This window comes from Candidatus Symbiopectobacterium sp. 'North America', from assembly GCF_015762685.1.
Classification (GTDB): Bacteria; Pseudomonadota; Gammaproteobacteria; order Enterobacterales; family Enterobacteriaceae; genus Symbiopectobacterium.
Window position 1 is genome coordinate 138,006 of record NZ_PEHF01000026.1, and the last position, 13,543, is coordinate 151,548.

11 protein-coding genes and 5 pseudogenes are annotated in these 13,543 nt (G+C 56.0%); 11 read left to right on the forward strand and 5 right to left on the reverse strand.

Annotation, left to right across the window (positions count from 1 at the left end):
- Positions 1 to 35 precede the first annotated feature (35 nt).
- From hypC to CS369_RS06250, 4 genes are all read right to left on the reverse strand, one after another.
- The gene (hypC, locus tag CS369_RS06235; RefSeq protein WP_196906405.1) at positions 36 to 305 is read right to left on the reverse strand and encodes a HypC/HybG/HupF family hydrogenase formation chaperone; all 270 of its coding nucleotides are present in this window, start codon (positions 303 to 305) and stop codon (positions 36 to 38) included.
- A gap of 252 nt (positions 306 to 557) precedes the next feature.
- Complete coding sequence (locus tag CS369_RS06240; RefSeq protein ID WP_196906406.1) at positions 558 to 698, reverse strand: hypothetical protein; 141 nt, start codon at positions 696 to 698, stop codon at positions 558 to 560.
- Between the two features lie 37 nt (positions 699 to 735).
- Positions 736 to 1,260, reverse strand: a complete 525-nt coding sequence (locus CS369_RS06245) for a hypothetical protein (protein WP_196906407.1) — start codon at positions 1,258 to 1,260, stop codon at positions 736 to 738.
- 94 nt (positions 1,261 to 1,354) lie between these two features.
- Complete coding sequence (locus tag CS369_RS06250) at positions 1,355 to 1,495, reverse strand: hypothetical protein (RefSeq protein WP_196906408.1); 141 nt, start codon at positions 1,493 to 1,495, stop codon at positions 1,355 to 1,357.
- Positions 1,496 to 1,582: 87 nt separating this feature from the next.
- Between CS369_RS06250 and CS369_RS06255 the strand changes: the two genes are divergently transcribed.
- From CS369_RS06255 to hycI, 11 genes and pseudogenes are all read left to right on the forward strand, one after another.
- Positions 1,583 to 2,188 (forward strand): 4Fe-4S dicluster domain-containing protein, encoded by a 606-nt coding sequence (locus tag CS369_RS06255; RefSeq protein ID WP_196906409.1) that lies wholly within the window; start codon positions 1,583 to 1,585, stop codon positions 2,186 to 2,188.
- Positions 2,185 to 4,200, forward strand: a pseudogene (gene hyfB / locus CS369_RS06260) (hydrogenase 4 subunit B). Before CS369_RS06255 ends, hyfB begins: the two are co-directional and overlap by 4 nt.
- Positions 4,201 to 4,210: 10 nt before the next feature.
- Positions 4,211 to 5,179, forward strand: coding sequence for a respiratory chain complex I subunit 1 family protein (locus CS369_RS06265; protein WP_196906411.1), 969 nt, complete (start codon positions 4,211 to 4,213; stop codon positions 5,177 to 5,179).
- A 15-nt stretch (positions 5,180 to 5,194) separates the two neighbouring features.
- Positions 5,195 to 6,649 (forward strand): annotated as a pseudogene (locus CS369_RS06270) (hydrogenase 4 subunit D).
- A 24-nt stretch (positions 6,650 to 6,673) separates the two neighbouring features.
- Positions 6,674 to 7,308, forward strand: a pseudogene (gene hyfE, locus CS369_RS06275) (hydrogenase 4 membrane subunit).
- 4 nt (positions 7,309 to 7,312) lie between these two features.
- Positions 7,313 to 8,890, forward strand: a complete 1,578-nt coding sequence (locus CS369_RS06280) for a hydrogenase 4 subunit F (RefSeq protein ID WP_196906413.1) — start codon at positions 7,313 to 7,315, stop codon at positions 8,888 to 8,890.
- A pseudogene (locus tag CS369_RS06285) lies at positions 8,883 to 10,622 on the forward strand (NADH-quinone oxidoreductase subunit C). The gene CS369_RS06280 and the pseudogene CS369_RS06285 overlap by 8 nt, the downstream one beginning before the upstream one ends.
- 12 nt (positions 10,623 to 10,634) lie before the next feature.
- Positions 10,635 to 11,216 (forward strand): annotated as a pseudogene (gene hyfH / locus CS369_RS06290) (hydrogenase 4 subunit H).
- Positions 11,209 to 12,015, forward strand: a complete 807-nt coding sequence (locus CS369_RS06295; RefSeq protein WP_196906415.1) for an NADH-quinone oxidoreductase subunit B family protein — start codon at positions 11,209 to 11,211, stop codon at positions 12,013 to 12,015. The pseudogene hyfH and the gene CS369_RS06295 overlap by 8 nt, the downstream one beginning before the upstream one ends.
- Positions 12,012 to 12,413, forward strand: a complete 402-nt coding sequence (locus tag CS369_RS06300) for a formate hydrogenlyase maturation HycH family protein (protein WP_196906417.1) — start codon at positions 12,012 to 12,014, stop codon at positions 12,411 to 12,413. The genes CS369_RS06295 and CS369_RS06300 overlap by 4 nt, the downstream gene beginning before the upstream one ends.
- A gap of 72 nt (positions 12,414 to 12,485) precedes the next feature.
- Entirely contained in the window at positions 12,486 to 12,932 is a 447-nt protein-coding gene (hycI, locus tag CS369_RS06305) for a hydrogenase maturation peptidase HycI (RefSeq protein WP_244664821.1), read from the forward strand.
- 80 nt (positions 12,933 to 13,012) lie between these two features.
- On the opposite strand, the gene CS369_RS06310 is transcribed toward hycI, so the two are convergent.
- On the reverse strand, positions 13,013 to 13,543 hold a 531-nt coding region (locus tag CS369_RS06310; protein WP_244664815.1), incomplete at its 5' end, for a methyl-accepting chemotaxis protein.

Sequence of the window (13,543 nt, forward strand, 5' to 3'; positions counted from 1 at the left end):
AAATTTACATTTCTTGACGTAAATCACAAAAGGGCTCACTGTTTCAGAAATATTGTAACATCGTGCTCTACCTCTTCCATTTGGCGCAGTGCTGCCAGCGTGTCGAGCGCTTTGTGTTCATCCAACCGACTCATGGCAAACCCGACGTGTACCAACACCCAACTGCCGATCAGGCAGGCAGCCTGAACGCCATCCGACACTAGCGCAATATTCACTTCGCGCTTAACGCAGCATACATCTACCCACGCCGTATCCTGCACGTTGTCCGCCAGTGCGATGACTTTTCCGGGAATGCCGAGACACATGATGATGATCCTTGTTGATGAGTACGGGCTGCGGTGTATTCGGTATAGCAAGATTTAGGCCAACGACACCATCAATGCTTTCACTGGTGCTTTCGCAATACTCACCGATATACTCTGTCATCAACCATCCAATAGCGGATGTTGGCTTTTTTCTGCGATTAGCTTGAGAATATAATTTACACCACCACTGTTAATGTTGTCTCCGGGGAAATAGGAGATATCAATAGGGTAAAATTGATTCCTTGACGCGTTTTATAAGAAATTATTTTCCGACATATCTGTGGGAGGACAGCCTTTGTCACACATTTCGTATAACAACGAAATAAAGTCATTCGCAGCACCTTCAAAAAAATAGTTAACATTTGACAAAGGAACACCATCAATTTTATCCATCTTAATAATCCCCTGAGCAATAATACAGGCAGACTCATTACCATAATTGCCGCACAACCTCATCGGGCGACACATCATCATAGAAAACTTTCAATACTTTGCCTGGATTTTTGTTATCTTCAACCACAATGGCCTGCGTCCCTTCCCCTAGCGGAGCACCGATCCTATCGCTATTTTTTTCTATAAATTCAGAGGTAGTGGCGGAGCAGGATGACGCCGAGCACGGGATCCCTATTTTTGGGTTGTTATCAACAGAAGGTCTTCCGCAATGCGCGACAAACGCCTTCAATTGCGACCTGAGATTGTCATTAGACACTTGCGCCAGCGCTTTACCGATATTATACGCCAATATTATCGACGCATCCGATGGCGTAACGGGTTTATTATTTTTAAAAATTCGCTTGGCATCCGCCTTAGGCAGTTCGAAGGAAGTACTGGCTATTTTCGCCAACTTCTTTAATGTTTTCGAGGAAAGTGTGTTGTTATTGGTTTTTTTCAAAAACGCGGAGTAAATCGTGTCTGTTTTAACATCAATTCGAGATTGAGCATTTATAAAAAGCATCGTGTACCTCAGTAAAAATACTACTGTACACAATAATTATCGTCGGCCGTTCAAGAAAACAATTTTAGAGCGGTTAAGCACTGACAGAAACATTTCATACTTCTTCAGGGGAAAATGATAAGGCAATGCCTGTACGCCGATGCGTCACGCCATCGTCCCCACTCTCGTCACTAATGTCGAAACCGACATCGTCAACACCGTCACCGACGGACGCCGCCACACCGTACTCTAGCAAAGACGGGCCTCTCCGGCTAACTCGCTGACGTGGCACAGAATATGCTTTACGAAGCCCAACATAGGAGAAGCCCCGGAGGGTATGGCTATGAATCGCTTCGTCATTGCGGAGCCCAAACGCTGTATCGGATGTAACACCTGTATGGCGGCCTGTACGCAGATACACCGCCAGCATGGGTTGCAAACCCATCCCCGTTTGACGGTGAAGCGAGATGCCCAAGGCACCGCCCCCGTCCTGTGTCGCCACTGTGAGGATGCTCCGTGCGCACAGGTATGCCCGGTTAACGCCATCACGCAGCGCAACAATTCTGTGGTGTTGGATGAAGTCGCCTGTATCGGTTGCAAGCTGTGCGCCATCGCGTGCCCGTTTGGCGCAATAACCCCGTCTGGCAGCAAGCCGCTGGCCTTCGCTCACCACTTTCCCGTTGAAGCCTTAACGGACGTGTCCGTCAGCGTTGCCTCCATCAATCCGTTTCTGTCATGGAATGCGGGAGTGAAAAGCGTGGCGGTAAAATGCGACCTGTGTGCCTTTCAGGACAAACCTGAGTGTGTACGCGTTTGCCCAACGCAGGCACTTTTTGTCGTGGATGAGTCACATATTGCTGCCGCGACCGAGGCCAAGCGCCGTCAGGCAATGACGTGGCCGCAGGGCAATCAGCCCTTTGCGGCAATGGAATGGGAGCCAAAATCATGATGACTCCCTTTGCATGGCTGGCTCTCTCGCTGGCGCTCTATCTGGCAGGCGCGTTGTTATCGCTTTGTCTGGCCCGCAACGATAACTGGGCAATCAAGCTCAGTGGCACCTCTTCCCTGCTCGCCGGGCTCGCCGGTGTCGCCGCCGCACTTCCGGTGCTGACCAGCACCGAGCCATTACTGGCATCGTTCGATGGCCCCTTTGTCGCTTTTGCGCGATTAACACTGCGGCTGGATGCACTGGCTGCCTTTATGGTGCTGGTGATTTCACTGCTGGCGACCATCACTGCCCTCTACTCACTCGCCTATCTGCAAGAGTACCGCGGACGCGCTGGCGCGATGGGGTTCCATATGAACCTGTTTATCGCCTCAATGGTCGCGCTGGTGGTGACGGATAACGCCTTCTATTTCATCATCCTGTTTGAAGTGATGTCGCTCAGTTCATACTTCCTGGTGATCTCCGATCAGGATGACGAAGCCATTAATGCCGGGCTGCTCTACTTCCTGATTGCCCATGCCGGATAGGTGCTGATCATGGTGGCGTTCTTCCTGCTTTACCGCGCCAGCGGTAGTCTGGATTTTGCCGATTTTCGTCAGGCAAAACTGCCGCCGTTACAGGCTTCGGTGGTGTTCCTGCTGGCGTTCTTCGGGTTTGGCGCAAAGGCCGGGATGTTGCCGCTACACGGCTGGCTGCCGCGCGCCCACCCCGCCGCACCGTCACACGCCTCTGCGCTGATGTCGGGCGTGATGGTGAAAATCGGTATCTTCGGCATCATTAAGGTGGGTATCGACTTGCTCGGAGCCACCGCAACCTGGTGGGGCGTGGTGGTGCTGGCATTCGGCGCGGTCTCTTCAGTGCTGGGGGGCCTGTGCGCACTGGCGGAGCACGATATCAAGCGCCTGTTGGCTTATCACACGATAGAAAACATCGGTATCATTCTGATGGGCGTCGGCGTCGGCATGATTGGCATCGCCACGCATTAGCCGCTGCTGGCCGCGTTAGGCCTGCTGGGCGGGCTGTACCACTTGCTGAACCATGCGCTGTTTAAAGGATTACTGTTCCTGGGTGCCGGCGCGGTGATCTACCGGCTGCACAGCAAAGACATGGAAAAGATGGGTGGCCTTGCCCGCCGTATGCCGTACACCGAGCTGGCGTTTCTGGTCGGCTGTATGGCGATTTCCGCGCTGCCGCCGCTCAACGGCTTTGTCAGCGAATGGTTCACCTATCAGTCGCTGTTTACCCTGAGCCATCAAGGGAGCTTCGGGTTGCGGCTGATTGCCCCGATTGCCATTGTGATGCTCGCCATCACCGGTGCGCTGGCCGCCATGTGTTTCGTCAAAGTGTACGGCATCAGTTTCTCCGGTGCCCCGCGCAGTGAGAAAGCTGAGCGGGCACGGGAAGTGCCTTGGCCGATGACTCTCGCCATGGGCCTGCTGGCGCTGCTGTGTGTCGCGCTGGGCGTCGGTGCCAGTCTGGTGGCACCGGTTATCACCCAGGTTGCCGTCAGCCTGACTGGCGAAGCGGCCCCTGTGGTGGCGCACGGGCTGACGCTGTTCCCCGGCAATCCGGCACAAACCTCGCTCTCAACCCCGTTGATCTTTATTTTGCTGCTTGCGCTGCCGCTGTTGCCGCTGCTGCTCTACGTGGGCGCGAAGGGGGGACGTCAGGCATTCCGCCAGCGTGGTACGTCCTGGGCGTGCGGTTATGAGTACGAAGGTGCCATGGCCGCTTCGGCGGGCAGCTTTACCCAACCGCTGCGCGTGTTGTTTGCTCCGCTCTACCGCATACGGAAAACCTTGGCACCAGGCCCAATGCTACAACGGACGCTGGAACAGACGACGCGTGCCGCTGAAAACGCCGAATCCATGCTTGCTAACCGCATAGTGATGCCGTTAGCAAACGCCTTGCAGCTGGTGAGCCGCGTGATGCAGTGGATACAACACGGCGATTTCCAGCTCTATTGCCTGTACGTCGTCGCGGCGCTGGTGGTGCTGCTGGTCACGATGGCATAAGGAGAATCCGATGTTTACTGAAACTACGCTATCCGGTGCCGCCCCGCTCATCATCCGTCTGGTGTGCGCGTTGTTGCAAGCACTGGTGCTCTTCGCGCTTGGCCCATTGTTCTACGGGCTGGCGCGCGTGATCCGCGCCAAGATGCACTCGCGTCAAGGGCCGGGACTGTTACAGGACTACCGCGACATCATCAAGCTGCTGAAGCGGCAATCCGTCGCACCAGAACACGCTGGCGGGGTGTTTCGCCTGATGCCGTTTGTACTGATCGGCTCGATGCTGCTGGTCGCCATGACGTTGCCGGCTGTAACGCTGCGTTCGCCGTTTAGTGCCGGCGGCGACATCATCACCCTGCTCTATCTGTTTGCCCTGTTTCGCTTCTTCTTTTCACTGGCAGGACTGGATTCCGGCAGCCCGTTTGCCGGTATCGGTGTCAGCCGCGAACTGACGCTCGGTATTTTAGTCGAGCCGATCCTGATTCTGTCGCTGCTGGTGGTGGCGCTGATAGCCGGTTCCACCAATATCGGCAATATCAGCCATGTGCTGGCAGAGGGTGCCTGGCTCTCACCAACGGCTACCGGTCTGGCTCTGCTGGCCTGCGCTTTCGCCACCTTTATCGAAATGGGGAAAATTCCTTTCGATGTTGCTGAGGCAGAGCAGGAGCTACAGGAAGGCCCGTTGACCGAATATTCCGGTGCCGGATTAGCGCTGGTGAAATGGGGGATCAGCCTCAAGCAGGTGGTGGTAGCGGTGCTGTTTCTCTCCATTTTCGTGCCGTTTGGCAAGGCGGACAGTTTCACCCTCGGTGCCATGCTGTGGGGCAGCATCGCGCTGTTGTTAAAGCTGTTGCTGGTGTTTGTCGCCGCTGCGGTGTTTGAAAACAGCCTGGCGCGTGGGCGCTTTCTGCTAACCGGGCGCGTTACCTGGCTCGGATTCGGTATCTCCTCGCTGGCCTTTGTTTTTTACCTCACCGGTCTATAGGAGCCCATCGCGATTATGGATACGTTCGTTATAGAAAGTCGCGCGCTGGCGACGTTGCTGCTGCCCTTTATCGGCGCGCTGTGGATTGCCGTTGCGCCACAGCGCCACGCCAAAGTGCTGTGCAGCCTGTTCGCCCTGTTAGCGACGTTGGGTATGGCATCGCTGGCCTGGGGCTGGTATGCGGCAGGCCAGCAAGATACGGTGATTACGCTGTATCGCTACGGTAACGCCGAGCTGTTCGGCTTTGTGTTTGACCGCGTCAGCCTGCTCATCGGTTTTGCCGTGGTGTTCCTTGGCCTGCTGGTCAGCGTCTACTCCTGCGGCTATCTGACGTCAGGCAACCGGGAGCACCCGCATGAAGGCACCAATCGCTACTATGCGTTTCTGCTGGTGTTCATCGGGGCAATGGCGGGCCTGACGCTCTCTTCCACGCTGCTCGGGCAACTGCTGTTTTTCGAAATCACCGGTGGGTGCTCCTGGGCGTTGATTGGTTACTACCAGCAACCGAAGTCGCTGCGTTCGGCGTTAAAAGCGCTATTGATCACTCACGTTGCCTCTGTCGGCCTCTACCTTGCCACCGCCTGGCTGTTTGCCAAAACTGGCACCTTTGCACTGAGCGCCATCAGCCAGTTAGACAGCGCCGATAAAATTGTGGTGTTCGCCGGCATCATGTTCGCCGCTTGGGGGAAATTCGCCCAGTGGCCGCTGCACGTTTGGCTGCCGGATGCGATGGAAGCATCAACACCGGTCAGTGCCTATCTGCACGCCGCCTCGATGGTGAAAGTGGGTGTGTATATTTTTGCCCGCGCCATTCTGGCAACGGACGACATCCCGCATGTGATCGGCGTGGTCGGGCTGGTGATGGCGACCTTTACGCTAGTTTACGGCTTCCTGATGTATTTACCGCAGAAGGACATGAAACGCCTGCTGGCCTACTCCACCATTACCCAACTGTCGTACATCTTTTTCGCACTGTCACTGGCGACCTTCGGATCACGCATGGCGTTTGAGGCCGGCATTGCCTACATCTTCAACCACGCCTTTTCCAAGAGCCTGTTCTTCCTGGTTGCCGGTGCGCTGAGCTACAGCTGCGGCACTCGCATGCTGCCACGGCTGAAAGGATTGATGCGTAAAACGCCGTTGCTCGGCATCGGCTTTTGCGTGGCAGCGCTGGCGATCACCGGGGTGCCGCCGTTTAACGGTTTCTTTAGCAAATTCCCGCTGTTTGCCGCCGGTTTCTAGCTCTCGGCGGAGCACCTTTGGCTGTTACCGCTGCTGGTGATTGCGTTGGTGGAATCTGTCGCCAGCTTTGCCTGGTTCCTTTACTGGTTCGGACGCACAGTGCCAGGTGAACCGTCGGAAGAGGTGGCGGCGGCGGCACCGCTCCCGGCCACCATGCAGGGCGTGCTGGTGGTGTTAATCATCATGTCGCTGTGTTCCAGCGTGTTTGCTGCGCTGTGGCTGCAATAGGCATGGGCGAAAGGAGAAAATGAAATGACTGGTTCGCTTATCGTCAACAATCTGGCTGGACTGCTAATCATCACCTCGCTACTGGTGATCGCCGCCAAACGGCCTACGGCCTCATCGCTACTCTACGCGCTGCAATCGCTGGTACTGGTGCTGATATTCGTCGCACTGGCTAACCTGTTGCAGGCGCACGAGCTGTATCTCTGGTCACCAAGGTGATTCTGGTGCCTGCCATCATGTATCGCGCTTTTCGTCGTCTGGACGACCCGAGCGCCGACGGCGGCATTATCAGTCCGGTGGCTATCTTGCTGCTGGCGGTATTGATTGTGGTACTGAGCTACTTCGTGGTGGCCCCGGTGCAACTACCGATGGTCAGTGCGCTTAAACCGGCGCTCGCGGTATCACTCGGCCACTTTATGATCGGCCTGCTGTGTATCGTCACACAACGTAACATCCTCAAACTGGTATTCGGCTATTGCCTGATGGAGAACGGCGCGCATCTGACATTAGCGTTGCTGGCGCATCGCGCGCCGGAGTTGGTGGAGATTGGTATCGCCACCGATGCCATCTTTGCCATCATCGTCATGGCGCTGATGGCACGCAAAATCCATCGCACCTTGCATACCTTGGACGTTCAACAAGTTACGGAACTGAAGGGGTAAGCGCATGACCAGTTCGACCTTGCTTTTCACCCTGCTTGCCACGCCGTTCATCACCGCGCTGCTGGCATTTGCTTGCCGCTGGTGCGGCGGTGCGGCGCGCACGGCGGTGAGCGTTATCCACCTGTGCGGCATCAGCCTGTTGCTGGTGCTTTCGCTGTACGTGGTGGGAATGATTGCCTCCCAGGGCGAGATTCTGGCAGCACATCGCTGGCTGCATCTGGATAGCCTGAGCGCGTTGTTTCTCGCCATTCTCGGCATTATCGGTTTTCTCACTGGGCTTTACTCCATGGGATACATGAACCATGAAGTGAGCAGCGGCGAGGTCTCCGTCCCGACGTTGTGCCACTACTACAGTTTATTCCACCTGTTTCTGTTCACCATGTTATTGGTGATAACCAGTAACAACCTGATTGTGATGTGGGCCGCCATTGAAGCCACTACGCTCAGTTCCGCGTTTCTGGTTGGCCTGTACGGACAGCGTTTGTCGCTGGAGTGGAAGTACGTCATCATCTGTACTGTCGGGGTCGCGTTTGGGTTATATGGCACCGTGCTGGTCTATGCCAACGCCGCCAACGTGATGGCGACACCGGGTGATGCCATCTTCTGGACCGAAGTGCTGCAACATGCTTCCGAGCTGGACAGCACGCTGATGCATCTGGCGTTTATCTTCGTCATTATCGGTTTCGGCACCAAAACAGGTCTATTCCCAATGCACGCCTGGTTACCCGATGCCCATAGTGAAGCCCCCAGTCCGACCAGCGCCCTGCTTTCTGCCGTGCTGCTCAACTGCGCTCTGCTGGTGATTGTGCGTTATACCATGATCGTCAGCGCCGCCATCGGCCCAGTATTTCCGCAGCGGCTGTTGCTGGTGTTCGGGCTGCTGTCTGTCGTAGTGGCCGCGTTCCTGATTCTGGTTCAGCGCGACATGAAGCGACTGCTCGCCTACTCCAGCGTGGAAAATATGGGACTGATTGCCGTGGCGCTTGGCATCGGTGGCCCGCTCGGTGTGCTGGCAGCACTACTGCACACGCTCAATCACAGTCTGGCGAAAACCCTGCTGTTCTGCGGCTCCGGCAACGTACTGCTTAAATACGGCACGCGTGACATGGATGCAGTGAAAGGCATCCTGCGTGTCACCCCCATTACCGGTGCGCTGCTGGCCGGTGGTGCATTGGCGCTGGGCGGCATGCCGCCGTTCAACCTGTTTTTAAGTGAGTTTATGACCGTCACTGCCGGCATCAACGCGGGCTATCTGTGGCTGGTTATCGTGTTGTTGTTTCTGCTGACTGTCGTACTGGCTGGGTTGGTGCGCATGGTCGCCAGCACCGTGCTGGGCAACAGCCCTGCCGCCGTCAGCAAAGGCGAGTTAGGCATGCTGACTACCGCACCGATGGCCATTCTGCTGGCATTAATGTTGCTGATGGGCACGCATATTCCACAACCTGTTATCCGTTTACTGGAAAGCGCCAGCGCGCTGGTGTTGCAATCGCACGCCACCGAGGCCTCTGCCGCCACGGCACTGTCGCCGATCGAACGCGCACCGCTTACCCTTTCTCGTCAGGAGACGTCCCGTGATGAATGAACATCTTACTCCCCCCGTGGCTGCTGCAACCAACGCCAAACGCGGCGCGGGTTATGCCGCGCAGGTGCAGCAGCGGTTTCCCCACGCCGTACTGGAACAGGCGTGGCAAACCGACGATCAGTTGACACTGACGGTGAAACTGGCAAGCCTGCCGGATGTGGTGGAGCATCTCTACTATCAGCACGGCGGTTGGCTGTCAGTCCTGTTTGGTAACGATGAACGGACGTTGAACGGTTATTTTGCCATTTACTACGTGCTGTCGATGGAACAAGGGGAAAAATGCTGGGTGATCGTCAAGGCATTGATCGACCCGATCAATCCTGAGTTTCCATCGGTAACGCCGCGCGTGCCTGCCGCCGTGTGGAGCGAACGCTAAGTGATTGATATGTATGGCATGATCCCCGTCGGTTTGCCGGATGAACGCCGTCTGGTGTTGCCCGATGATTGGCCAGACGATCTGTACCCACTGCGCAAAGATGCGATGGATTACCGCCAGCGCCCGGCACCGACACAGGATAATGAAACCTACTCCTTTGTGAACGAAGCCACTGGCGACACCCGCGTAGTACCGATTGGGCCGCTGCACATCACCTCCGATGAACCCGGTCACTTCCGCCTGTTTGTCGACGGCAAGCAGATTATTGACGCCGACTACCGCCTGTTCTACGTCCACCGTGGCATGGAGAAGTTGGTGGAAACGCGTATGGGCTATAACGAAGTCACCTTCCTGTCCGATCGGGTCTGTGGCATCTGCGGTTTTACCCACAGCGTCGCCTACACCACGTTGATAGAAAATGCGATGGGCATTGTGGTACCGCCACGGGCGCACGCCATTCGCAGCATTCTGCTGGAAGTGGAACGCCTGCACAGTCACCTGCTGAGCATCGGCCTATCGAGTCACTTCGTCGGTTTTGATACCGGGTTTATGCAGTTCTTCCGCATCTGCGAAAAATCCATGACTATCGCTGAGATGCTGACCGGGGCGCGCAAAACCTACGGTCTGAATCTGATTGGAGGCATTCGCCGCGATATTTTGAAAGAAGACCGGCTGAAAACCATCAAGCTGATCCGTGAGATGTGCGCCGAAATTATGCAACTCTCCGACATACTGCTGAATACTCCCAATATGCTGCAACGCACGCAGGGGATCGGCATTTTGTCATCACAAGTAGCACGTGATTACAGCCCGGTGGGCCCGATGATCCGCGCCAGTGGATTTCAACGCGATATGCGTATCGATCACCCCTACTCCGCCTACCTTGATCTGCCAATGGAACTGCACCATCTGAGCTCCGGGGACGTCTATTCCCGCGTGCTGGTGCGCATTCGCGAAGTGCTGACCTCGTTGGCTATCGTGGAATACGGTTTGGACAATCTGCCCGAAGGCCCGCTGTTGACCGAAGGGTTTACTTACAAGCCTTATCAGTCCGCGCTGGGATACGCAGAAGCGCCACGCGGCGAAGACGTGCACTGGAGCATGACCGGCGATAACCAGAAACTGTTCCGCTGGCGCTGCCGTGCCGCTACCTATGCCAACTGGCCGGTGCTGCGCTATATGCTGCGCGGTAATACGGTATCCGATGCGCCGCTGATCATCGGCAGCCTGGACCCGTGCTACTCCTGTACCGATCGGGTAACGCTGATTGACGTGCGCAAACAGAAAATCACAACCGTGCCCTATAAAGAGATCGAGCTCTATGGGCTGGAACGCACGCGTTCGCCGCTGAAATAGAGGGATGACATCATGTTAAAACTGTTCAAAATCCTGCGCGACGCAGGCAACAGTACGATCAAATATCCGTTTGCGCCACTCGACGTGCCAGCAGGGTTTCGCGGCAAACCGTAATACGACCCCGAGCAGTGCATTGCCTGCGCAGCCTGTACCGTCGCCTGCCCGGCGAATGCACTGACCATGGAAACCGATGTGGTGAACGGCACCCGCACCTGGCAGTTGTTCCTCGGGCGCTGCATATTTTGCGGACGCTGTGAGGAAGTATGCCCGACGCGTGCGATCGTGCTGTCACAAGAGTTTGAGATGGCTGTCGCCAATAAAGCGGATTTGTTCCAGCGGGCCACCTTCCGACTGCTGGCATGCCACGAGTGTCACCGCCCCTTCGCCCCAGAAAAAGAGGTGGCCTATACGGTAGGGCTGCTACAACAGGCTGGCATGTCGGCAGAGGATGCAAAAGCCCGGCGCGCACAGTTCGAAACCTGCCCGGAATGCAAACGTAAACAGAGCATGCCGCATAAAGGCAACGTAACGCTGAGCCAGCATTTTATCACGCCGCCTGCGGCGGCTTTCAGTCAAGGGTGCCATAATGAGTGAACTACTCAACGGCGTAGACATACCGTCATCGGTCCATACGCGCAGCACGCCCATCCAGCTTGATGAACAGACCCAGCAGTTGAAGAAAACATTGCTGAAAGATATTCAGCGCTCTGCTTATGTCTATCGTGTCGACTGCGGTGGCTGTAACGGCTGTGAAATCGAAATTTTTTCCGCCATCACGCCTATTTTTGATGCCGAGCGTTTTGGCATCAAAGTGGTGGTCTCAGCGCGCCATGCTGACATTCTGCTGTTTACCGGCGCAGTCACACGTGCGATGCGCAGCCCGGCGCTGCATGCCTATGAATCCGCACCTGACCCGAAAATCTGTATCTCCTACGGTGCCTGCGGCTGCGGCGGCGGTATCTTCCACGATCTCTACTGTGTGTGGGGCGGCAGCGACACCATCGTGCCTATCGATGTGTATATTCCCGGCTGCCCACCTACCCCTGCGGCGACCATTTACGGCTTTGCCGTGGCGCTGGGGTTGCTAGAGCAAAAACTGCACGGCGTCAGCACGGAACAAGGAGAACATGAGCAGGTCGCACTATTGCTGCCTGACGCGCCGCTGGATTTACGCATACAGTTGGAGCGGGAAGCCAGACGCATGGCGGGTTATCGTCAGGGGCGAGAAATCAGCGACCCGTTTATCAACCTGCTGCTCCAATCACCGCAAGAGATGCTGGAAGCGCGCGTTAACGCCTATCTGGCAAACCAGGACGATCCGCGTCTGAGTGAAATTGTGCGGCGATTACTGGCACAGTATCACGGCTGGCAAAAAGGAGTTCGGCCACTATGAGTGGAAAAGTGATGTTTTACGCGCTAAGCCAAAAATTTCTCGACAGTAAAGACAAGGTGCCGGAGCAGGCCCAGCAAGTCATGTATTATTCGCTGGCTATCGGTCACCACGTCGGCGTGATCGACTGCCTGAAACCGGTACTGACGTGTCCGCTCGACGACTATCAGGTATGGATAGCCCAACGGCCACCTGGCGATGCACAACGAAAAATGGCCGGGTTGTTGAAATTTGGAGAAATCACCCTCGACAGTTCACATACCCGCTTGTTGCATCAGGAATTTAGTGCACTGGGAGACGGCGATCGTTTCGCCGCCTGGAGCGCCACCTTACTCGACTATCTGGCCGCCATAGAGCGGGAGTCAGCGCTGTACCTGATGGTTAAACGGATGGATGAGTAAGCGATGAATTGGGAAGCGCATCTTGCCAGCCTGGACACCCTTGATACCGATACACCGTGCTCCGCGCCCAACATGGTACTAGCGGTAGGCAATGTGATGATGGGTGACGACGGAGCAGGGCCACTGCTCGCCGAACGATTGCAACACAATCCGCTACCGGGCTGGGCGGTCATCGATGGTGGTGCCATCCCGGAAAACGCGGTGCATCGCCTGCGTGCTGCGCCACCTTTGCGCCTGTTAGTAGTGGACGCCACGGACATGGGGCTCGAACCGGGCGCCATACGTATCGTCGATCCGACGCGTATTGCCGAAGATATGCTGATGAATACCCACAGTATGCCGCTCACCTTTATGATTGATGAGTTGCAAACGTTTATTCCTGAAGTGATTTTTGTCGGCATTCAGCCAGCGCTGGTGGCGTTTTACTGCTCAGTCAACCGAGCAGTAACGCGGGCTGTAGAGCAGATTTATCAGCAATTACCTAACTGGCAGGGTGATGGCGGCTTCCCGCGATTGTAAGCATTTACGGCTACCGGCAGGTACCGGTATAAAAATTGAACACACAACGCCCCGCAATGTGCAGGGCGTTGTTTTACCTCTTAGAATTTCTCCCAACCGCCATGCGTCGCATTCTGCCCGCTGGAGAGCAGCACAGTGGGCCGCGGCGCAACGCCAGGCCGTTTTACCAGCGGTTTGATGACACTCTGTGTCGGTCGGGATGCGGGCGCTGACTCCGTCAGATGGAACACATCGACCGCCGCCAACAAGCCATCCGCTTCATCTTCCAGCTCGGCCGCCGCTTCGGCAGATTGCACCACCAGCGCCGCATTCTGCTGTGTGACACGATCCATTTCATGCACCGTTTGGCTGATTTGCGAAATACCGTGGCTCTGCTCCTCTGTCGCTGCAGCAATTTCACTGATAACATCATTAACGTGGCTCACTGACTCGATAATGCTACTCATGGCTTCGCCGGATTGCTGAATCTGACTGGCACCGGCTGACACACGCGTTACCGATTCTGCAATCAGTGCTTCAATCTCTTTCGCCGCCTGCGCACTGCGCTGCGCCAGACGCTCGCTATCGCAAAGTATCAGCAGAGAAAAATAATCCGTCTTGCTATACGGCTC

Coding starts and splice junctions, on each gene's coding strand:
- CS369_RS06280 (WP_196906413.1), top strand. CDS start 7,313: ATGACCAGTTCGACCTTGCTTTTCACCCTGCTTGCCACGCCGTTCATC.
- hycI (WP_244664821.1), top strand. CDS start 12,486: ATGGTACTAGCGGTAGGCAATGTGATGATGGGTGACGACGGAGCAGGG.
- CS369_RS06265 (WP_196906411.1), top strand. CDS start 4,211: ATGTTTACTGAAACTACGCTATCCGGTGCCGCCCCGCTCATCATCCGT.
- hypC (WP_196906405.1), bottom strand. CDS start 305: ATGTGTCTCGGCATTCCCGGAAAAGTCATCGCACTGGCGGACAACGTG.
- CS369_RS06300 (WP_196906417.1), top strand. CDS start 12,012: ATGAGTGGAAAAGTGATGTTTTACGCGCTAAGCCAAAAATTTCTCGAC.
- CS369_RS06295 (WP_196906415.1), top strand. CDS start 11,209: ATGAGTGAACTACTCAACGGCGTAGACATACCGTCATCGGTCCATACG.
- CS369_RS06245 (WP_196906407.1), bottom strand. CDS start 1,260: ATGCTTTTTATAAATGCTCAATCTCGAATTGATGTTAAAACAGACACG.
- CS369_RS06240 (WP_196906406.1), bottom strand. CDS start 698: ATGGATAAAATTGATGGTGTTCCTTTGTCAAATGTTAACTATTTTTTT.
- CS369_RS06255 (WP_196906409.1), top strand. CDS start 1,583: ATGAATCGCTTCGTCATTGCGGAGCCCAAACGCTGTATCGGATGTAAC.